Genomic DNA, 19,893 nt, shown 5'->3' with positions numbered 1-19,893 from the left:
TGGCGTGAAGTTGCGTACCGTGAAAGGGGTTTCGTGTGTGCACGAGCAAGTGAGAAACGGCGGTGGTGGGTTGTGCCCGCGAAGAAGGATCCCGACGCGTCGACGAGTGTTGCCTGTTTCTACGGCGCCGAGTTGCGCTACAGGAGGGAGCAAGCCGGGCTGACGCTTCAACAGTTGGTGGAGGGGAGCTTCCGGGGGATCTCCTTCCTCAGCCAGATCGAGCGCGGTGAGCGGGGGATGCCGATCGATTTCGCCCGGCATGTGGATCAACGGCTGGGGACGGACGGGTTCTTCGAGCGACGATGTGAAGACGCGGCCAAGGCGCGGAGGGAGGGGCATCCGCTCTACTACGCCGACGTGCCGGATCTGGAGAAGGCGGCGGAGACCCTGGAGGAGTGGGCGCCCGTCCTCGTCCCGGGTCTTCTTCAGACCGAGGCGTACATGAGGGGTCTCATGCAGCACGGCGACTCGCAACCGTCGCCTGAGCGGATCGAGAAGCTTGTCCGTGCGCGGTTGAAGCGGGCGGAGCTGTGGGACCGGGCGGACCGGCCGACCTACTGGGGGATCCTCCGTGAGGAGATCGTCCGTAGGCGCGTGCTTTCCCCGGAGGGGATGGCCGAGCAGTTGGAGCACATCCTGGAAGTGGTCCAGTCCACAAGCAGCGTTCTGCAGATCGTCCCGGACACGACCGCCGTGCACCCACTCATGTTCGGTATGGCCAAGATCATGACCTTTCCCGACGCGCCCCCACTGGTGTGGACGGAGGCCAGTTTCCAGGGGCAGATCGCCGACTTTCCGGCCCTCGTGAAGGATTACCGCCGTAGGTACGATCTGCTCAGGCCGTCGCACTGTCGCCCGAGGCGTCCCTGGCCTTGATCGAGGAAGCAGCGAGGAACTACAGACATGAAGCGCAGCAGGGGAATTGACCTGAGCTCAACCACCTGGCGCAAGAGCAGCTACAGCGACGGAGACGGCGCCGACTGCGTGGAGGTCGCCGACAACCTCCCCGGCATAACCCCCGTCCGCGACTCCAAAAACCCAGAGGGCCCGGCGCTGATGTTCCCCACCCGCGCCTGGGCCCTCTTCGTCAAGTCGCTCTAGTCGACCTCGTACCGCCCGACCTCGATGAAGTACCGCAACTCCTCCGGCGTTCCGTCGATCACGGCCTCCGCCGCCGCCCGCAGCGCGTCGCTGATCGTCGGGTCGGCCAGGATGCGGGCGACGCGGACGCGGTCGTCCTCGGCCCGTGCGAGGCGGTAGCCGGTCTCCAGGAACGCGCGCAGGGCTTCCGGCGTGTTGGCGTCGAGCGCCTCGTTGGCCTCCCTGATGACCCCCCGGTCGGTCTTCGGGTCGGCGATGGCGAGGATGCGGGCGATCGCGACGCGGTCGTCCTCGGCTTGGGCCGTCCAGCGTCCCGTCTCCAGGAAGTACCGCTGGTCCTCGATCGTGCCGTCCATGGCCTTCTGCGCGGCGGCGTAGACGGCCCTGCCCGTGTTCGGGTCGGCGATGATGCGCATGATCGCGACGCGGACGTCGTCGTCGGACATCTCGTCGACGCCGGAGACCGTCACCGCGGTGGCGGCGGGCGACGGGGCCGAGCCGGCGGCGAACGCCGGGGTCGCCAGCAGCAGAGCCGGGGTCAGGGCGGTGGCCACGAGGGTCAGGGCGATACGGCTGCGTCTCACGTAGGAACGACCTTCCTTGTTCACGGGATGCGCGGATGTTCGTATCCTCCCAGCGATCTCTTCCGCGATCACCGCAATTAGCAAGCACCCAGCGGCTCTTGCCGGCGGGTTGTGGAGGGAGAACGGCCTCCGGCCCTCCCCCGAGCGAACCGGAGACCGGTGCTGCCACGATGGCGTCCGGTCCGCGGGGGCGGTACCTGAGAACTCTCAGGGTCACGTCTTGCCGGGCGGCGTGTACTCCTTGAGGTAGTGGGCGACGCGGGTGGCGTAGTCGCGGTACTTCGGGGGAACGCCGCCCGTGTTGTTCACGACCTTGGTCGAGGTGCGGTAGGCGGCCGCCAGCAGCACCTGGCGGTCGCCGGACAGCCCGTTCTGCCTCAGGAGCGGCTCCATGTAGCAGAGATAGCGGCCGACGGCCGGGATGGACTCGGCCGGGGTGAGGGGCGGCCGGGGAGTCTCCTCCGCGGGGACCCCGTCCGCGCGGATCCACCAGCGCAGCAGGCTCGGCGTCCAGCGGGCGATGCCGTACTCGCCCTCCTTGCCCACGGAAGGGTCGGACAGGTCCGGGTCGAAGTTGCTCTCCGCCTTCAGCAGGGCGGCGATCAGCGCGGGCGTGACCTCCGGCTGGACGCAGTCGTGGGCCGAGTCGACGATGAGACGGCGGTAGGCCACCGGGATGCCCTTGTCCGTGCGGAGTTCGGCGGCGCCGTAGTCGGCGGCGGCGACCTTCGTGCCCTGGCGGCCCGGGGTCGGGCCGTCGTCGCCGCCACCGCCGGCCCAGGTGCTGATGCCGTACCCGAGGGCCGACACCGCCACCACCGCGGACACGGCGGCCAGCACCGTCGTACGGCGCGAGCGGCGGCGGGGAAGGAGGGCAGGCAGCCGGGGCGAGCGGCCCGTGCCGGCCGCGGCCTCCACGCGGCGCAGCAGGTCCTGGGTGCCGGCCCGGTCCTCGTGCGTGCGGGTCAGACAGTCGCGGACGATCTCCCGCCAGACGTCCGGGAGTTCGGGGGACAGCCGCAGGTCGTCGGTACCGCGCGCGTAGGCGGCGGCCGCGTCGCGGCGGGCCGTCGGGGTGCCGCCGGGCAGCGGGAAGGAGCCGGTGAGGACGAGATGCGCCAGGACGCCGAACGCCCAGACGTCCGCCGACGGGCGGATCCGGCGGCCCCGCTCACCGATCTCCGACCACAGCAGCTCCGGCGGCGTGTAGTCGGGCGTCGAGAAGGCGGGCGTGTACGCGTGCGTGCCCTCCAGCTCGGCGGCCATGTTGAAGTCCGCGAGCCGGGCCGAACCGTCCGCCATCAGCAGCACGTTGGCCGGTTTGAGGTCGCCGTGCACCCAGCCCGCGTGGTGCAGCTGGGCCAGCCCCTCGCAGATCTGCGCGAGCAGAGCCGGGCCGGCCTCGGGGCGCGGCCGCGCCGCCAGCAGGGCGGACAGGGAGCCCTCCGCCTTCTCCAGTACGAGGACGGTGGCGCCGTCGAGGGCGGGGCGCTCCGCGTCGTCCACGGTCAGGGTGTCGTACATCCGGATCAGCCGCGGCTGCTTCAGCCGGCGGTGCAACTCGACCTCGCGCTCGACGAGTTCGCGCAGGTGGGTGAGTTGGCGTGGGGTTCCGGTGCCGGTGGGCAGGAACTTCAGGGCCGCCGTTCTCGGCAGGTCCCCGTCCTCGCCGACGCGTCTGGCCTCGTAGACGCTCCCGAACGCGCCCGTGGCGATCGGCTCGCGCACCTCCCACGCCCCCACCCGGTACCCCCTGGGCACCGGCACGGCGTAGGGCTCGGTCACCGCGTCACCCGGCCGGGAGCGGACTCGCTGAGGACGACGAGGTCGTCCTCCCGTACGAGGTCGAACCGGAGCGCCAGCGACACCAGTGACTCCTTCTTGCCGTTGAGCCGCGGGCCGGTGTCCGCGGTCTCCGGGCCGGGCTTGAGCCGCAGCTTCACGGCGAGGTAGTCGATGTTCCACTGCACCGAGGTGCGCGAGGCGGCCGGCCAGATGGGGCGCAGCCGGTCCACGACCTGGTCGACGGTCGGCAGCGCCGCGTGCGGTTCGCCGCGCAGACGGGGCTCGCACAGGGCGGCCAGGACGGCGAAGTAACGCTTCGTGGGGTCCACCGAGAAGGCGGGCGCGGTGGTCGCCCCGTCCGGTCCGCCCTCGGAGCTGAGGTAGTCGTGGCGCGGCGCCCACACCTCGATGGCGAGCAGATCGCCGGCCGCGGGCAGCACGATCCGCGAGAACTCGAACGGGATCGGCGCGTCGAGCCGCCCCGGCCCGACCTTGATGTGCTCGCCCGCGCCTTCCGGGTTCTCGACGACGTACGTCTGCTCCCGGCTGAGGTTGCTCAGTATCCAGAAGGCGCCCTGCGCGGTGATCTCACCGGCTCTGCGCGAGACTCCGTCGTGCGCGATCGCCAGATCGTTGTCGGAAACGGATCGCCCGAAGCCGAGTCGCTCGCCGGGCGCCAGCCGGAGCTGGGTACGTCGGTTCTCGTCCTCCGTGGTCGGCGGAGGTACCACGATGATGCTGTACAAGGTGCGTCTCCCCGTGCCTGACGGCTACCCACGTCAGAGTAGGGCGACGCGGCCGGGCCGTGTCCCCCTCAATCAGGTGAGACACGGCCCTCGGCGTTTATTGGCGTGAACTGTGCCTTGGCTACGGCGCTTTCCGCGCCGGCCGGTGCCCGTCAGTAGCGGGGGCGGTTGAACCAGGCGGACGCCGCGCCGTTGACCATCGAGGCGAGGATGATGCCGGCGATGGCGAGGGAGATGAGCCCGCCGAAGGTGGTGGAGCCGCCTCCGCCGTTCACGATGTTCACGATGCCGCCGAGGATCATCAGCGCCGCGTACACGATGGTGGTGATGCGGATACCGCTGCCACCGTTCTTGAACTTGACGCCCAGGAAGATGGAGAGGGCGCCCATGCCGACCAGCAGACCGGCGAACAGGAACCCGAGGCCGGCCAGGGTGTCGGTGTCGTCGCCGCTGCCGACGCCGTTGGACACGTCCTGGGCGGCGCCGATCGCGATTCCGGCGATGATGCCGATCAGAAGCTGGAAGCCGGCCATGATGAAGAGGAGCACCCGCGCCGTCTTCATCAGACCGGGCATCTCCATGGCCATCGCGTTCCCGCCGGGGTAACCCGGGTAACCGGGGTAGCCGGGCTGAGCCTGCGGGTAGCCGTAACCAGGGGCCTGCGGCTGCTGCGGGTAGCCGTAGCCGGGCTGGCCCTGCGGCTGCTGGGGCGGGTAACCGGGCTGGCCCTGGGGCGGCGGGCCGTAAGGGTTGTTCGGGTCGCCGAAACTCATGGCGGTCTTTCCTCCGTTGTCCGAGTGCGGGGACGCGCGGCACGGTGCGGAGGAAGGTCTACTGATGCGGTTTGTCCCCCCGGTACTGCCCGCGGCACTGCCGTCACATCGTTCTTTAGTCTGCTCTTACTTGTCCAGCCGCATTCCCTATGTGTTGTGCAAGTGCAACATCGTTGATCATGGGGGGATTCGGGCGGAGATGACGTGACGCAGGCCATGCCGGACCCGGATTGGATCGGGGAGGGCGTCATCTAGGAGGATGGGAGCCATGACCGCCCAGATTCTCGATGGCAAGGCCACCGCAGCCGCGATCAAGTCCGACCTGACCGCCCGCGTGGCGGCGCTGAAGGAGAGGGGCGTCACGCCCGGACTCGGCACGATCCTGGTCGGGGACGACCCCGGCAGCCAGAAGTACGTCGCCGGCAAGCACCGCGACTGCGCGCAGGTGGGCATCGCCTCCATCCAGCGCGAGCTCCCGGCCACGGCCACCCAGGAGGAGATCGAGGCGGTGGTGCGGGAGCTGAACGAGGACCCCGCCTGCACCGGCTACATCGTCCAGCTGCCCCTCCCCAAGGGCATCGACGAGAACCGCATCCTGGAGCTGATGGACCCGGACAAGGACGCCGACGGTCTGCACCCGATGAACCTCGGGCGTCTCGTGCTCAACGAGCCGGCCCCGCTGCCCTGCACCCCCAACGGCGTCCTCACCCTGCTCCGCCGGTACGGCGTGGAGATCAAGGGCGCCGAGGTCGTGGTCGTCGGCCGCGGCGTGACCATCGGGCGTCCGATGCCGCTGCTGCTGACCCGGCGCAGCGAGAACGCGACGGTCACGCAGTGCCACACCGGCACCCGCGATCTCGCCTCGCACCTGCGCCGCGCCGACATCATCGTCGCCGCCGCCGGCTCCGCCCACCTGATCCGCCCCGAGGACGTGAAGCCGGGCGCCGCCGTCCTCGACGTCGGTGTCTCGCGCAACGCCGAGGGCAAGATCGTGGGCGACGTCCACCCCGGCGTCGCCGAGGTGGCCGGCTTCATCTCCCCGAACCCCGGCGGCGTGGGTCCGATGACCCGGGCGCAGCTGCTGGTCAACGTGGTCGAGGCGGCGGAGCGCAGTGTCGGCTGAGGGCGGCGCCGGCAAGGCGCAGGAGATCGAGGACGTCGAGGAGATCGAGGTCCGGGACCCGGTGAGCGCGCCCGACGCGCAGGGCGTGCCCCGGCGGACGACCCGCCGCTTCCCCCTCTTCACCCGGGACACGGCCCGCCCCGAGGGCGGCGGCCGCGCGGCCTCCGGTGACCTGCCGGCGCCCGCCCGGCAGTGGCCGGTCCTTCTCGTCCTCGGGCTGGTCGGGGTCGGCCTGCTGATCACCGCGCTCGACGTGTTCCGCGTCGGCACCCTGTTCATCGGCGGCGCCCTGCTGGCCGGTGCGGTGATGCGCTGGCTGCTGCCGAGCGTCGGCATGCTCGCGGTCCGCTCCCGCTTCACCGACATCGTGACGTACGGCGTCCTGGGCCTCACGATCGTGCTGCTGGCCCTGATGGCTCAGCCGAAGCCGTGGCTGCAGGTGCCGTTCCTGAAGGACGCCCTGCACTTCACGGTGGAGAACTAGCTCCGGCGCATCACGGCGGCCCGTCCTCTCCCCCGAGGAAGGACGGACCGCCGTCTGCGTTCCACCCTCGGGCACGGCGAAGGGGCTGTTCAACGCCTGTCAGTGCGCTGTGGCACGGAAGTGACCGTTCCGCTACGTCCGGTCCGTCCGGGAACCAATGCGCCCTGCCGGATCGTCACCCGATCGGGTCCGGTTCGGAGGTGAGCGATGAGTGCGTGGCAGCCGCTGCCCGACGATCTGCCGCCGGAGGTGCGGCACTTCGTGGAGCAGTTGCGGCAGCTCAAGGACCGCACGGGCCTGAGCCTGGTCTCGCTGGGGGCGCGTACCGCGTACAGCAAGTCCTCCTGGCAGCGCTACCTCAACGCCACCCAGCCGCCGCCCCGGCAGGCGGTCGCCGCGCTGTGCCGGGTCGCGGGGATCGACCGGGACGAGGCGGAGCGCTTCGGGGTGCGCTGGGAGCTGGCGGTGCGGGTGTGGCCGAAGACCGTCACGGTGCCGGGGAAGCCGGAGGAGGCGGGCTCGGGGAGCCGTACGGGCGCCGAGGGCGCGGAGCGCGAGGCGTACGACGAGTACGAGGACGATCCGACGCTGCCCTGGTGGGACGCGCCGCCCAAGGAGACCGGGCCGACGTCGCGCAGGCTGCTGCTGGTCGCCGTGGTGCTCGTGGTGGCTCTGGTGCTGACGGCGGTGATCGGGGCCGTCGCGCTGGGCTGAGGCCGCTGGGGTCATCGCGTCGGAGTTGCCCGGATAGGGCACTTGTGGCGCGAGTGATCGTTTATGTGCGTTCTGTGTGGCGATGTGTTGACAAGTTCGCGGATTTGCAAGGAAGTCGTTCGGTAAGCGGGCTAGCGTGGTCGATCGGGACGTCCGGGGCGTCCTGCTGGTCTGCAAGGGCTTACTACCAGGGTTGCGTCGGCCGCAAGGGGAAGCCGGTGGAACACTGGACGCCATCCGACGGGCGTGCGACGGTGCATGCCCACGGTCCCAATGCTCCCGTGCGCCCCCACCCCGGGAACTGAGATCCTTACTGGGCGCATCCCTGTGGGTAGCCACATCGAGGACTCGGCAGAGGGCACCACGCGCGGGGGAAACGCGAGAACCACCAGCACGAACCGGGGGGAAGAGGGGGGAAGCAATGCCTCGTTGGAGGGCCTTGCCGGATGAACTCGATCCGCAGGTCAGGGAGTTCGCGAGCCAGCTGCGGCGGCTCGTGGACCGCAGCGGTCTGAGTATCGCGGCGCTGTCCGACCGCACGGGATACGCCAAGACGTCCTGGGAGCGGTATCTGAACGGACGGCTGCTCGCGCCCAAGGGCGCGATCGTGGCGCTGGCCGAGGTCACCGGTACCAATCCGGTTCATCTGACGACGATGTGGGAGCTCGCCGAACGTGCGTGGAGCCGTTCGGAGATGCGCCACGACATGACGATGGAGGCGATCCGGATCTCGCAGGCCCGCGCGGCGCTGAGCGAGTTCGGGGCGCCGCCGGCGAACGCCAAGGGAAGCGCGAAGGCGGGCAAGTCCTCGCGCCGCGGCGGGAGCGCGACGGCCGCGCCCACGCCCGGGGTGGCGGGACCGGCGGGAGTGTCGCCGACCGTGCCGCCGTCGGTGCCGGCGCAGCCGACGGCGCCGGAGGTGCGGGACTCCGTGGTCCGGGACGCTCCGGTGCGCGGTTCGTCCGGGGGCGACGTCCGGGAGGGCGGGGTCTCCGAGGCGAACTCGTGGGGGCTCGCGGGATATCGGGGGCCGTCGCCGACGGGGGGTCGTGCGACGGGGGCACCCGGTGCCTCGGGATCGTCCGCCGTGTCCGGGGCCTCCGGTGTGTCCGGGCCGTCCGGGGCGGAGTCGGGGGCCGCGTGGACGCCGAGTCCGTACGGCGAGCCTCCGCAGGGTCCCCGTCCCGGCGGCGGGGCTTCCGGCGGCGGTGGCGGCAAGCGGCGGCTGACGATGTTCCTCGCGGGCGTCGTCGGTGTGCTGGTCGTGATCGCGGCGGTGTTCTTCCTGACCGACCCCGGCGACGGCAAGAAGAACGATGACGCCGCCAAGTCGCCCTCGCCGACCGCGTCGACCGACCCGGATCTGCCGCCCGGGGTGAAGTGCAGCGGTGACGCCTGCACCGGCAAGGACGCGGAGGCCATGGGGTGCAGCGGTGACCTCGTGACGACCGCGAAGACGGCGACCGTGGGGACGGCCGTGGTCGAGGTGCGCTACAGCGAGACCTGCGGCGCGGCATGGGGCCGTATCACGCAGGCCGCGCAGGGCGACGAGGTGGCGGTGTCGGTCGGCAAGGAGAAGCAGACCGGGACCATCACCGCGACCGGCGACACGATCGCGTACACGCCGATGGTGGCGGTGAAGGACGCGGGCGAGGCGATCGCCTGCGCGACGCTGGCGGCCGGGCAGAAGGGGTGCACGCAGTAGGGGCGCCCACGGGGGTCGGTGCGGCGCCGGAAAAGAATTCCGCCGGACAGGAATGGCCGGCGGGAAACTGGGCACGCGCACCGTACCCCCACGGGAGTCCGGCATCGGTACCCCCACCCGGCGGCCGCCCGCGTCCCCCTCTCCCGGACCGGGCGGCCGCCCTTTTGCGCCCCGGTGGGCGGTCTGTGGGACGGGCCACACGGACCCGGCCGTGCGAGATCCCGGACTCGCGATAGCCTGACCGGTGGATCTCTCGACGCCAAGAGATCGATCATCTCTACGTCCCGCACCCCGGGGGCAGAGACGCCCCACCGCCAGCTGTCATACGGAGAACGCCATGACCCGCACTCCCGTGAACGTCACCGTCACCGGCGCGGCCGGCCAGATCGGTTACGCCCTGCTCTTCCGCATCGCCTCCGGCCAGCTGCTCGGCGCGGACGTGCCGGTCAAGCTGCGGCTTCTCGAGATCACGCCGGCGCTCAAGGCCGCCGAGGGCACGGCCATGGAGCTCGACGACTGCGCGTTCCCGCTCCTGCAGGGCATCGACATCAGCGACGACCCGAACGTCGCCTTCGACGGCGCCAACGTCGCCCTCCTGGTCGGCGCCCGCCCCCGCACCAAGGGCATGGAGCGCGGTGACCTCCTGGAGGCCAACGGCGGCATCTTCAAGCCGCAGGGCAAGGCCATCAACGACCACGCCGCGGACGACATCAAGGTCCTCGTCGTCGGCAACCCGGCCAACACCAACGCGCTCATCGCGCAGGCCGCCGCGCCGGACGTACCGGCCGAGCGCTTCACCGCGATGACCCGCCTCGACCACAACCGCGCGCTGACCCAGCTCGCGAAGAAGACGGGCTCGACGGTCGCCGACATCAAGCGCCTGACGATCTGGGGCAACCACTCCGCCACCCAGTACCCGGACATCTTCCACGCCACCATCGCCGGCAAGAACGCCGCCGAGGTCGTCAGCGACGAGAAGTGGCTCGCCGAGGACTTCATCCCGACCGTCGCCAAGCGCGGCGCGGCGATCATCGAGGCCCGCGGCGCCTCCTCCGCGGCCTCCGCCGCCAACGCCGCCATCGACCACGTCCACACCTGGGTCAACGGAACCGCCGACGGCGACTGGGTCTCCATGGGCATCCCGTCCGACGGTTCGTACGGCGTGCCGGAGGGGCTCATCTCCTCCTTCCCCGTCACCGCCAAGGACGGCCAGTACGAGATCGTCCAGGGCCTGGAGATCAACGAGTTCTCCCGCACCCGCATCGACGCCTCCGTCGCGGAGCTCGCGGAGGAGCGCGAGGCGGTCCGCGCCCTCGGCCTCATCTGAGCCCACCCGGGCACCGAACCCGCGCAGGCCCCGTACCGGTTTCCTCCGGTGCGGGGCCTGTGGCGTCGAGCCGCACCATCCCCTCACCTCGTGCCCATCAGGTCATCACCGCCCGCAAGGGCCGAATCAGAGTTTTCGCCAACTCTCCATCCGCTGACCGAATCCCGTTACTCATACGTCTTTCTGTTCGAGTGACTGGCCTGACCTCACGGTAGATCGTGCGGATGCGGATGTGGCCCAGACCACTTGGGGTGGCCGCCGAGGGCCCCGGTGAGGCGGGGGCCTGCGACGACGGGGCGACCGACCTGGCATTCCGCAACTACCGGACAGTACCCCCGGTTTGGCGCAATCCGCTCGGCCCCCACCTTCGCCCTGCCACCATCAACACCCATCGAAAATCCAGGCGTCCGGACTGCGGCGGGGGGCCGGCCATGGGGCTGCTCGGAAATGAGCTGGCGTTCGCACAGACGCTGACTCCCCAGGAGCACGAGAGCGTCATGGCTCTCGGTCACCACAAGAGCTATCCGGCCGACACCCATCTGCTCACAGAGGGTGACCGGACCAGTCATGTCGTGATCATAATTCGGGGGTGGGTGACGGTATCCGTGGCGACGGACCGTGGGGCGACCCGGCTGATACTCGGCCTGCGCGGACCGGGTGAACTGCTGGGCGAGATGGCCGCGTTGGACCAGCATCCGCGCAGCGCCACCGTGCGCGCGCTGGGGCCCATAGAGGCCCAGGTCATATCCGGCGACGCGTTCCGCCGCTTCCTTGCCCTGCACCCCCGGGTCAGCGGACTGGTGATACGCCAGCTCACCTTCCGGCTCCGCAGCGCCGACCAGGAGCGCTCCGCGCTCGCCTCGCTCACCGTGCTCCAGCGCCTGGCCGGCCGGCTCGTCGAACTGTCGGGAGCCCAACCCGTCGGCCCCTACGCCCCGTCCGGTACGGGGACCTCGAGGGCCCCCGCCGTTTCCGGCCCCGTGGTCCAGCTGGCCCAGGACGAACTCGCCGCCACCATTGGCGCCACCCGGGAAGCCGTCGCCAAGGCCCTGCGGCTGCTGCGCACCCAGAACATCGTCCGCACCGGCAACCGCATGGTGGAGCTCCTCGACCCCGCGCTGCTCGCCCTCCTCGCGGACGGCCATCAGGAGTAGACCCGCGCCCCGCCGTGTGTAAACGGCTACAGACGTCTCTCGTCCAGGGCCCGACCCTGAGAGAGCACGAACCCCTCCCGAACGCTGCCCCCGACACCTCGGGGCCACCTGCGCGGACCGGGTTTTCGGGCAGCACGACCACCTCTTCGGCACAGCGGACAGAACATGCAGGGGGCATGGGTGAACCACGACGACGCTCTTGAACTCACCGAAGCGCACTACGAGTTGGTGATCAGCGTCGACGCCAGACGTTCCGGCCGGTACGACGACGTCGACAAGCCCCGCATGCGTGCCCGGATCTACCGGGTGGTGGAGACGGCGCTCACCCACGCCAAGGTCGCGCGGGACGCCGTGCACCTGGAGGACCGCGGCGACGGCGTGCTGCTGTCGGTCGCGGGGCGGGTCGCGGTGAGCCGGCTGCTCGGCCTGTGGCTCGTCGAGGTGCACGAGAAGCTCCGGGACGAGAACCGCGATCTGGCCGTCCCCCTCGGGCTGCGCATCGGCATGCACGTGGGCCCGGTCCGGCACGACGACCGGGGCATCAGCGGACGCGCCGTCGACCTCGCCTGCCGGCTCGCCGACTCCTCCGTCGCCCGCGAACTCCTCGACGCCGAGAAGGCCGACCTGGTGCTGGTGACCTCCCAGTCCCTGTACGAGGAAGTGGTCAGCGGCGGCGGCAAGTTCATCGAGCCCGCGCACTACGCCCCGGCCCGGCTGGAGCTGAAGGAGGGCGAGGTGACCGCCTGGTTCCACCTGCCGGGGCGGACCGCTCCGGAGATCCCCGGGGCCGGACCCTGCGCACCGGCGGCCGCCGACGCCCCGCACGCGTTCGACGACGAGGACGAGGACGACTTCGAGGCGGTCGACATGGCCGGTCACAGGCCCGGCAACCTCGGCATTCAGCAGAACGTCAGGCGCGACGCCTTCCATAACGAGCACAACGTCTACCACGGGAACGTGCAGATGGGCGGGTCCACGAACCGGGTCACCGAGCAGGGGAAGGGCTGAGCCGGGTGAGCGACGACGAGCAGTCGGGCGGCGGGGCCGACGACGCCCCCGAGCGGCCCGCCGGAGGGCGGTCGTCCGACGACGGCAAGAACGGCGGCAAGAACGACGGCAAGGAGAGTAAGAGGGACGGCAAGGACGGTCGGGAGGACCGGAAGAGGGACCGGGAAGACCGCAAGCGGGACCGGGACGACGAGGGCGGGTCCGACGACGAGAAGTCCGCCGAGGACGACGAGGCGGACGAGGAGAAGGAGCGGGAGAGGGAGCGCGAGCGGGCCGCCGGGCGGTTCAAGGAGCGCACCCGCGACCCCCTCGCCGACGATCAGGGCGAGGACGGGCCCACCGATCTCGCCGCCGCCGCACGCACCCGCCGGGCCACCCGGCAGCTGTTCGACGTCCACCGGGACCTGATCAGCTTCGCCCACTCGCGGCTGCAGAGCGCCCACATCGGCGACAACATCAACCTCCTGGTGGGCGCGCGCCCCGGCGCCGGCATGCGCAGCGGCCCCGTCCCCGAGGAGGAACTGCGCAGGCTGCGGCGCGCGCACGTGCCGCCGGAGGGGTACGTGCGGTTGCGCAACGCGCTGCGCGCACGCCGGCTGCTGGTGCTCGGCGCCGCGCCCGGCACGGGACGTACGAGCACGGCGCTCTCCCTCCTCGACGAGGTCACCGCCGCCACGGCGGACGGCACGGAGGGCGAGCCGGCCGCGCGCATCCGGCGGGTCGACTCGGACGGCGGGGTCCGGCAGCTGGCCGAGTCGCTCGACGGCGAGGGCGGCCAGGCCTGGCACGGCACCGGCCATCTGCTGACGCTGTCCCTGAACCGGCCGGACGCGCTGCCCCCGGACGAGATGGACCTCGACGAACTCGCCGCGGCCCTGGACCGGCGCGAGGCCTTCGCGGTGATCGTCGTCGCCGTGGGGTCGGCCGCGAACCCGCTGCTCGCCGGCCGCTACGGCATGCTCTGCCCGCCCGCGCCCACTGAGGAACTGCTCGCCACCCGGCTGCGCGAGCGCCTGGAGGAACGTACCGCCGAGGCGCGCGAGGACGACCCGCCCCTGGACGAGCTGCTGGCCCGCGCCGAGGAACTCGCCGGCGGGGACGAGGTCACCGAAGCGGTCGGCCTTGACTATCTGCGGCCCGCCGAGGCCGAGTTGCTGGCGTCCCTGCTGGCCGGGCATGTGCTGGGGGACGTCTCCTACGACGATCTGCTCTCCGGCTGCCGCAGCATCGCCGCCGACCAGGCCCAGGAGTGGTTCGCCGGGGTGGACCGGGCGCTGGCCGCACTGCCGGCCGCGGCGGAACGCGGGGAGCGCGGCGCGGTGCGCTCGGGCACGGCGACGCTGTTCCACCCGGTGGCGTTCCGGATCGCGCTCGCCGTGCTCGGCGGCGCCTCGCACAGCGCGGTCGCCGCCGCCGCCCACCTGCTGACCTGGGAACTGTCGGTGCAGTCCGACCCGGACAACACCCCGGCCCGCCCGCTGTTCTGCGACGATCCGGAAGCCGACGTGGCGCTCTCGCGCGCCGAACTGACCGACGGCAAGGTCGAGGTGGACGGCCACGACGTGCCCGCGCGGCTGATCTTCTACCGGGGTTCCGCCCTGCCGTCCGCCGTGCTGACCGAACTGTGGGACCGGCACTTCCCGGTGCGGGCCCCGGTGGTGCGCTGGCTGCGGCTGCTGGCGGACGATCCGCGCTCCCAGGTGTGGATGCGCGCCGCGGTCTCCGCCGGGGAGCTGTGCGTACGGGACTTCGACCACGGTTACACCGAGTTGGTCCGGCCGCTCGCCGAGGCCACCACCAGCCGCCGGCTGATCTTCGCGGCGACCACACTGGACCAGGCGGCCGGCCACGCCTCGCACCGCAGGACCGTGCACAAGCTGGTCGGCGACTGGAGCCGCAAGGGCACCGACTCGCAGCGCTGGACGGCCGCGTGGGCGCTCGGCTACGGCAACGCCGCGGCCACCATGGACGAAACCCTGGACGCGCTGGCCCGGATCGGGGTCCGCGACGAGGGGGAACTGGTCTCGGTCGCCTCCCACAACGTCGTACGGCTGCTGGTGCTGCCGGACGCGGCTCAGGTGCTGGCGCGGATGACCGAGTGGACCCACCACAGGCGCGAGCCGTACCAGGACCTGGGCCTCGCGGCGACCGTCCGGCTCGCCCTGACGACGGTGGACGAACTGCTGATGGATCCCGACGCGATGCTGGACGACAGCGGCTCGCCGTGGGGGGACCGCGGGGACTGGCCGGTGTCGCTCGCGCTGGCCGCCATCCGGCCCGAACTCATCGGCCCCATGGCCGACTTGATGTGGACCGCGCTCAACACCGCGCGGTCGAAGGACGTCGCGACGGACGCCCTGGAGGAGTTGCTGCGCTCGGCCGAACGCAAGGACGGCACCGAGTGGACCCGGCCGGGACTGGCGGCGCTGCTGCCCGCGCTGGCCATCGAGGAGCACGACCGGCGGCGGCTGGACTGGCTGCTGCGCCGAATGATGAACGACCCGGAGAAGCCGTTCCCCGAGCCGAAGGCGCGCGACCTGTGGTGGCTCGCTGTGGAGCCGCAGGAGAGGCCGCGCCGGCACGCGCCGGGCCCGGACAGGCCGCGTCGGGACAGGACGCGCGAGGAGGAGAGCTATGGCTGAGAACGACGAGGCGGGCGCGGACGAGGCGGCGGGCGGCGAATCGGCGGCGCCCACGGGTCCGTTCCTGCGGGACTTCAACACACTGGCGGACGGGTTCCCGCGGGTCAGTCCCCGCTCGGCGCTGGTGCTGTTCTACCGGAACGGCGGCTACACGGTGAAGCGGGCCTCCGGTGTCCAGCACGTCGACAAGCCGGTGCTGGCGCGGGCGCACAGCATCTGCGAGATCGCGCTCGGCACCTATGTGACACCGCTGCAGATGGAGCTGCCGGCCGCCGGCGCCACCACCTTCTTCAAGGCCGAGGTGGACATCGAGTGGGCCGTCACCGATCCGCATCTGGCCGCCCTGGAGGTCGTCACCGACGTCGCCAACCGGCTCACCTCCCCGATCCTGGAACGGCTGCGCGAGGTCACCACCACCTACCGGGTGACCGAGGCCGAGCAGGCGAACCGCGCCATCACGCGCGAGTGCGCGGGCGGCCGCTGGGCCGACCTGGGCTCCGAACTCGGGCTGCGGGTAAGGCTGTACGTCCGCCTGCGGGTGGACGACCGCACGATCGAGCACGCCGACGAGGAACGAGACGCGCACGCCCAGGCCAAGGTGATCCGGCTGCGGCAGGAGTCGTACCGGCGCATGCTGATGGGCGGGGAGCTGGAGCAGCTCAGCTTCATGCTGGCCGCCGACCCCGAGGGCGCCAAGGACTTCCTGGAGCAGATCCGCCAGGAGGGCAGACAGGACGAGAAGGAGCGGGTCGCCCGGCTCTTCGCCATGGCCACGCGCGGCGAGCTCGCCACGGTGGATGTGGAGACGCAGGTCCTGAACCTCCTCAACCAGGGCACCGGGCGGCCCATGGTCGGCCCCATCGGCACGGTGCCGGCCCGGCGGCCACCGGAACTGGAGGCGTCCGGCGACCGCCCGTTCAACCCCGAGTGGGCCTCGGACGAGCCGCCCCGCAGGCAGCCGCCCCGGGCACAGCCGCAACGGGACGGGCGTCGGGCCGACGGCTGGGGGAGCGACGGGCGGGGGAGCGACCGGTGGGAGTCCGGCCGGCGGACCTCCGACCGGCGGACCCCGGACCGGGCGACCCCCGACGGGCGGACCCCCGACCGGGACCGGCCGTACCCGGGAGACGACGCCCCTTATGACGAGCCGGGCACCCGCGGCCGTCGCCGGAGTCACCGTCAGGAGCCCTACCCGGGAGACGACCTCGACCACGACGACCTGCGCGCCCCCGACCGACTCCCGGCGTACGACCCGCGGGACCACGCCGAGTTCGACGAGCCTCGCGCGGCCGGCCGCCCCCGGAACAGCCGTCCGGAGCCGTACGCCCTGGGGCCGGGATCGGGGTCGGCCGATGACGACGACCCGCGGTTCCGTGACCGGCGTCCGGCCTACCGGCCCGAGCCGTACCACCCGGGCACCGGGGCGGATCCCGATCGGGACGACGAGGTGCGCTCCGGCGGGCGGCCCCGCACCTACCGGCCGGAGCCGTACTACCCGGACGACGACTTCGACCGGGACCCGCCGCGCCGGCGCAGGCGGGGCGAGGACGACGGATGGTCCTGGGCACAGGAGGACCGATGAGCGCCGAGGGCGGGGCACGGACTTCCCCCGACCCGGTCGCGCCGGTGCCGGACGGGGGTCGGCACTGTGACGACCGGGCGGGGGAGCGCATCGTCGCCGAGCGGCTGCTGGCGACGGTGCGGGAGGACCTCGGCCGCGCCGACTCCAAGGCGGCCGTGCTGCTCTCGGGGACGCTGGCGCTGCCCGCGTTCCTCGCCGGGTGGCGCGGCGCCCCGGGCTGGGACGGGCTCGGCGACCTGACGCTGGTCCTGTCCGGGGTGCTCTGGGCCGTCGCGGTGGCCGCGCTGGTCGCGGCGCTGATGCCGCGCACCGGCACGGTCCGCGGCGGGGGCGGGGTGACGTACTTCGGTGACCTGGTGGGTTCCCAGGACCTCACGGGGCTGGCGGCCCGGGTCGGCGAGGCCGGGCGCGACCCGGCCAAGTGGCTCCTCGTCCAGGCCGTGGACGTCAGCTCGATCCTGTCCGCCAAGTACCGGGCCATCCGCTGGGGGGTGGGTGCGCTCGCCCCCTCGGCGGCGCTGGCGGTGGTCTGGGGACTGACCTCCGGCTGAGCGCAGAGGGCGCACGCGCGAGGGGTGTACCACCGCCCACGCGCCAACGCCTCACCGCACACGACTCCGGCACGCACCAGGCGCGACTCCTGACGCGTCACCACATGCACGTCACAAGCACAGCGACAGCCTCAAGCCCGACCTCAGCGGGCACCTCAGCACGCATCGCAGCACGCATCTCAAGCACCGACTTCACGAAGACCAAGGGGACGGCCGTGGGAAGAGTCACGGGAAGACGACAGACAGGAAGGACCCGGGTCCGCAGCGCCGCCGCCTCGGTGCTGGGCGCCACCGCGGTGTTCGTGTCCTTGGTGGCACCGGCCGGTCAGGATCCGGTGCCCGCGGCGGACTCGGCACCGGCGTTCCCGGCGGTCAACTACGCGGTGGCCGTGGACGAGTCGGCCAGCCTCGCGGCGGAGGACATCAAGGCGGAGAAGGCCGCCGCCAAGCGGATCGCGCTCGGCGACGTGTCCTCCTCCTCGCAGGTCACGGTGTTCGGCTTCGCCGCAGCCGAGACCGCCGGCCAGCGCGTGGTGGACCCGGTGTGTCCGCGCACGACACTGGACGCGGCCGGCCGCGAGGAGGTCGGCGGGTGCGTCGACGAGCTGCGCAGCCGCAAGAAGGGCGAGGGCACCGGAACCGACCTCCCCACCGCCATCCGGCAGGGCGTGGACGACCTGACCGACGGCTCCGACGCCTCGGTGCCCCGGGTGCTGTTCCTGCTGACCGACGGGAAGATGGACGTCAAGGACAGCTTCAAGTACGGCGACCCCGCGCACCGCGAGGCCGAGGGCGAGCGCCAGTTGAAGGAGGCGCTGAAGGAAGCCGCCGCGCAGAACGTCCAGATCTGGCCGCTGGGCTTCGGACCCGACCCGGACAAGAAGCAGCTCGACCAGATCGCCGCCGGCGGCTACCGCAAGGGCTGTGTCGAGCTGCCCTCCGCGACTCCCCGGGCCCACAAGGTCGACGGGGCGAAGGACGTCGGCACCACGCTGGAGAAGATCTTCGCCGCCGCCCACTGCCTGCGCCACGAGGAGGGCCCGAGCAAGCGGCCGCCGGCCACCCTGGAGATCGGCATCTCGCCGCTCGCGACCGTCGGCAGCATCGTCGTCGACAAGGGCGACCCCGAGGTGAAGATCACCTACATCGACCCGGCGGGCGACAAGATCCCCGCCAACTCGCGGACGTACAAGGGCTCCCGCTTCGAGCTGGCGGGCGGCACCGGCACCGTCGAGGCGCTGAAGATCGTCGACCCGCTGCCGGGCACCTGGAAGATCAAGGCCGAGGCCCCGGAGGGCCACCGCTCGCTGCCCGTCGCCGTCAGTGTGCTGTGGCAGGGCGAGCTGCGCGGTGCCATCACCATGGACCCGCCCTCGCCGCAGGCCGGTGAGAAGGTCACGGTGACCATGCGGCTCCAGACGCGCGAGGGCTACGAGATCAAGGACCCGCGCGACTACGAGGGGCTGCGCGTGCGCAGCGAGCTGACCGGGGACGGCTTCTCGCCGCTGGCGCTCGACCTCGCCGACAACGGCAAGGGAGTCGACCCCGACGCGAGCGACGGCTCCTTCACCGGCACCGTGACCATCCCCGAGGACGCCGCCGGGGCGCTGACCGTGAGCGCCACGCTGACCGCCTCGGGCCTGAGCGCCGACACCCGCAGCGAGACCGGCGACGTCGCCCCCGGCGAACTGCCCGTCAAGGCGCCCCTCGAACTGCCCGCCGGCGACACCCACCCCGGCGGCACCGTCACCGGCACCCTGGACGTCAGCAACACCACCGACACCGCGCACACCCTGCGGCTGTCCGTCGCCGACGTGAAGGACGGGCTGCTCTCCGTCGAGCCGAACGAGATCACTCTCAAGCCCGGTGAGCGCGGCACCCGGGAGGTCACGGTCCGGGTCTCCCCGGCGAGCGCCTTCGGCGACCGGCTCGGCGACGACGGGCTCGACCTCTCGGGCACCTTCACCGTCGTCGACACCACCGACGACGACCGCACGCTCGAACGCGCCCCGGTCTCGGTACGGGTCACGCCCGAGCCCGGGATCTGGGACAAGTACTGGTGGGCGTTCGTCGCGGGCGCCGTCGTGCTCGCGCTGGCCGTCGCGGCCGTCGTCGCCTGGCTACGGCTGCGCAGGCGCCGGCGCGACCCGTTCGGCCTCGTGCTCCAGCTGGTCTCCGCGGACGGCACCGTCGTCAACGAGCACCGGGCCGGGCACGGCAACAACAAGCAGTGGTACGAGTTCGCCGTCGCCGAGGCCCATCGCAGCCCGCGCATCGAGAAGCGCGCGCACGGCCCGTACGCCGTCCGCCGCAGCCGGGAGGGAGGCGCCGTGGTGCGCAAGGGCGGCAGCCGTGTCCCGCTGCCCACCCACGGCCAGGTCCAGCTGACCGACACGCTGAGCCTCGCGCTCGGCGGGACCCCCGGCCAGGGGCCCCGGCCGACGCAGGGCGCCTTCGCCGGCGGCCCCGACCCGAGGCCGTCGGCCCCGGGCGGCGGCGCCTACGACGACTTCCTGTGACCCGAGGGGCGGGCCGGACCCGGCACCCCCGGCCCGCCCTCACCGCATCACCGCATCACCGCCGCGCCGCCGGCCCGCCGCGCGGCACCACAGAC

The 19,893-nt window shown here is 72.1% G+C and carries 16 protein-coding genes and 1 pseudogene; 13 read left to right on the top strand and 4 right to left on the bottom strand.

Annotated elements, in window-relative coordinates:
* Nucleotides 1-72 precede the first annotated feature (72 nt).
* Both ACIRD7_RS27240 and ACIRD7_RS27235 read left to right on the top strand, forming a co-directional pair.
* Nucleotides 73-926, top strand: a pseudogene (locus ACIRD7_RS27240) (helix-turn-helix domain-containing protein).
* On the top strand, nucleotides 904-1,101 hold the full coding sequence (locus ACIRD7_RS27235) for a DUF397 domain-containing protein (protein ID WP_403457711.1): 198 nt from the start codon (nucleotides 904-906) through the stop codon (nucleotides 1,099-1,101). The pseudogene ACIRD7_RS27240 and the gene ACIRD7_RS27235 overlap by 23 nt, the downstream one beginning before the upstream one ends.
* Here ACIRD7_RS27235 and ACIRD7_RS27230 read toward each other — a convergent pair.
* The 4 genes from ACIRD7_RS27230 to ACIRD7_RS27215 all read right to left on the bottom strand — a co-directional run bounded on the left by ACIRD7_RS27230 (nucleotide 1,098) and on the right by ACIRD7_RS27215 (nucleotide 4,989).
* Nucleotides 1,098-1,685, bottom strand: a complete 588-nt coding sequence (locus ACIRD7_RS27230) for an ALF repeat-containing protein (RefSeq protein ID WP_403457710.1) — start codon at nucleotides 1,683-1,685, stop codon at nucleotides 1,098-1,100. The genes ACIRD7_RS27235 and ACIRD7_RS27230 overlap by 4 nt on opposite strands.
* Before the next feature lie 213 nt (nucleotides 1,686-1,898).
* Nucleotides 1,899-3,470, bottom strand: coding sequence for a protein kinase (locus tag ACIRD7_RS27225; RefSeq protein ID WP_403457709.1), 1,572 nt, complete (start codon nucleotides 3,468-3,470; stop codon nucleotides 1,899-1,901).
* Nucleotides 3,467-4,216: an FHA domain-containing protein gene (locus ACIRD7_RS27220; protein ID WP_403457708.1), complete on the bottom strand. Its 750-nt coding sequence runs from the start codon at nucleotides 4,214-4,216 to the stop codon at nucleotides 3,467-3,469. The genes ACIRD7_RS27225 and ACIRD7_RS27220 overlap by 4 nt, the downstream gene beginning before the upstream one ends.
* Nucleotides 4,217-4,368: 152 nt before the next feature.
* Nucleotides 4,369-4,989: a hypothetical protein gene (locus tag ACIRD7_RS27215; RefSeq protein ID WP_403457706.1), complete on the bottom strand. Its 621-nt coding sequence runs from the start codon at nucleotides 4,987-4,989 to the stop codon at nucleotides 4,369-4,371.
* A 268-nt stretch (nucleotides 4,990-5,257) separates the two neighbouring features.
* Here ACIRD7_RS27215 and ACIRD7_RS27210 point away from each other — a divergent pair, with 268 nt between their 5' ends.
* The 11 genes from ACIRD7_RS27210 to ACIRD7_RS27160 all read left to right on the top strand — a co-directional run bounded on the left by ACIRD7_RS27210 (nucleotide 5,258) and on the right by ACIRD7_RS27160 (nucleotide 19,798).
* The gene (locus ACIRD7_RS27210; protein ID WP_403457705.1) at nucleotides 5,258-6,112 is read left to right on the top strand and encodes a bifunctional methylenetetrahydrofolate dehydrogenase/methenyltetrahydrofolate cyclohydrolase; all 855 of its coding nucleotides are present in this window, start codon (nucleotides 5,258-5,260) and stop codon (nucleotides 6,110-6,112) included.
* Nucleotides 6,102-6,596, top strand: a complete 495-nt coding sequence (locus ACIRD7_RS27205; protein ID WP_403457704.1) for a DUF3017 domain-containing protein — start codon at nucleotides 6,102-6,104, stop codon at nucleotides 6,594-6,596. The genes ACIRD7_RS27210 and ACIRD7_RS27205 overlap by 11 nt, the downstream gene beginning before the upstream one ends.
* A gap of 207 nt (nucleotides 6,597-6,803) precedes the next feature.
* Complete coding sequence (locus tag ACIRD7_RS27200; protein WP_403457703.1) at nucleotides 6,804-7,310, top strand: helix-turn-helix domain-containing protein; 507 nt, start codon at nucleotides 6,804-6,806, stop codon at nucleotides 7,308-7,310.
* 421 nt (nucleotides 7,311-7,731) lie between these two features.
* Nucleotides 7,732-9,015 carry a DUF2690 domain-containing protein gene (locus tag ACIRD7_RS27195; protein WP_403457702.1) on the top strand — a complete coding sequence of 428 codons (1,284 nt, stop codon included), beginning with the start codon at nucleotides 7,732-7,734 and terminating at the stop codon, nucleotides 9,013-9,015.
* Nucleotides 9,016-9,352: 337 nt separating this feature from the next.
* Nucleotides 9,353-10,342: a malate dehydrogenase gene (locus ACIRD7_RS27190; RefSeq protein WP_403457701.1), complete on the top strand. Its 990-nt coding sequence runs from the start codon at nucleotides 9,353-9,355 to the stop codon at nucleotides 10,340-10,342.
* A gap of 431 nt (nucleotides 10,343-10,773) precedes the next feature.
* The gene (locus ACIRD7_RS27185; RefSeq protein WP_403457700.1) at nucleotides 10,774-11,496 is read left to right on the top strand and encodes a Crp/Fnr family transcriptional regulator; all 723 of its coding nucleotides are present in this window, start codon (nucleotides 10,774-10,776) and stop codon (nucleotides 11,494-11,496) included.
* A gap of 180 nt (nucleotides 11,497-11,676) precedes the next feature.
* Nucleotides 11,677-12,504, top strand: coding sequence for a hypothetical protein (locus tag ACIRD7_RS27180; protein WP_403457699.1), 828 nt, complete (start codon nucleotides 11,677-11,679; stop codon nucleotides 12,502-12,504).
* A gap of 5 nt (nucleotides 12,505-12,509) precedes the next feature.
* Nucleotides 12,510-15,146: a hypothetical protein gene (locus ACIRD7_RS27175; protein WP_403457698.1), complete on the top strand. Its 2,637-nt coding sequence runs from the start codon at nucleotides 12,510-12,512 to the stop codon at nucleotides 15,144-15,146.
* Entirely contained in the window at nucleotides 15,139-16,728 is a 1,590-nt protein-coding gene (locus tag ACIRD7_RS27170) for a hypothetical protein (RefSeq protein WP_403457697.1), read from the top strand. Before ACIRD7_RS27175 ends, ACIRD7_RS27170 begins: the two co-directional genes overlap by 8 nt.
* On the top strand, nucleotides 16,725-17,279 hold the full coding sequence (locus tag ACIRD7_RS27165; RefSeq protein ID WP_403457696.1) for a Pycsar system effector family protein: 555 nt from the start codon (nucleotides 16,725-16,727) through the stop codon (nucleotides 17,277-17,279). Before ACIRD7_RS27170 ends, ACIRD7_RS27165 begins: the two co-directional genes overlap by 4 nt.
* A 215-nt stretch (nucleotides 17,280-17,494) precedes the next feature.
* Entirely contained in the window at nucleotides 17,495-19,798 is a 2,304-nt protein-coding gene (locus tag ACIRD7_RS27160) for a VWA domain-containing protein (protein ID WP_403457695.1), read from the top strand.
* The last annotated feature ends 95 nt before the right edge of the window (nucleotides 19,799-19,893 follow it).

Source organism: Streptomyces sp. NPDC093568, from assembly GCF_044764945.1.
Classification (GTDB): Bacteria; Actinomycetota; Actinomycetes; order Streptomycetales; family Streptomycetaceae; genus Streptomyces.
The sequence above is the reverse complement of the archived record's forward strand: the minus strand, read 5'-3'. Positions and strand labels throughout refer to the sequence as shown.

Excerpts from the sequence above, each read along its gene's own strand:
- ACIRD7_RS27235 (WP_403457711.1), top strand. The coding sequence starts at position 904 with ATGAAGCGCAGCAGGGGAATTGACCTGAGCTCAACCACCTGGCGCAAG.
- ACIRD7_RS27215 (WP_403457706.1), bottom strand. The coding sequence starts at position 4,989 with ATGAGTTTCGGCGACCCGAACAACCCTTACGGCCCGCCGCCCCAGGGC.
- ACIRD7_RS27210 (WP_403457705.1), top strand. The coding sequence starts at position 5,258 with ATGACCGCCCAGATTCTCGATGGCAAGGCCACCGCAGCCGCGATCAAG.
- ACIRD7_RS27200 (WP_403457703.1), top strand. The coding sequence starts at position 6,804 with ATGAGTGCGTGGCAGCCGCTGCCCGACGATCTGCCGCCGGAGGTGCGG.
- ACIRD7_RS27195 (WP_403457702.1), top strand. The coding sequence starts at position 7,732 with ATGCCTCGTTGGAGGGCCTTGCCGGATGAACTCGATCCGCAGGTCAGG.
- ACIRD7_RS27190 (WP_403457701.1), top strand. The coding sequence starts at position 9,353 with ATGACCCGCACTCCCGTGAACGTCACCGTCACCGGCGCGGCCGGCCAG.
- ACIRD7_RS27185 (WP_403457700.1), top strand. The coding sequence starts at position 10,774 with ATGGGGCTGCTCGGAAATGAGCTGGCGTTCGCACAGACGCTGACTCCC.
- ACIRD7_RS27170 (WP_403457697.1), top strand. The coding sequence starts at position 15,139 with ATGGCTGAGAACGACGAGGCGGGCGCGGACGAGGCGGCGGGCGGCGAA.
- ACIRD7_RS27165 (WP_403457696.1), top strand. The coding sequence starts at position 16,725 with ATGAGCGCCGAGGGCGGGGCACGGACTTCCCCCGACCCGGTCGCGCCG.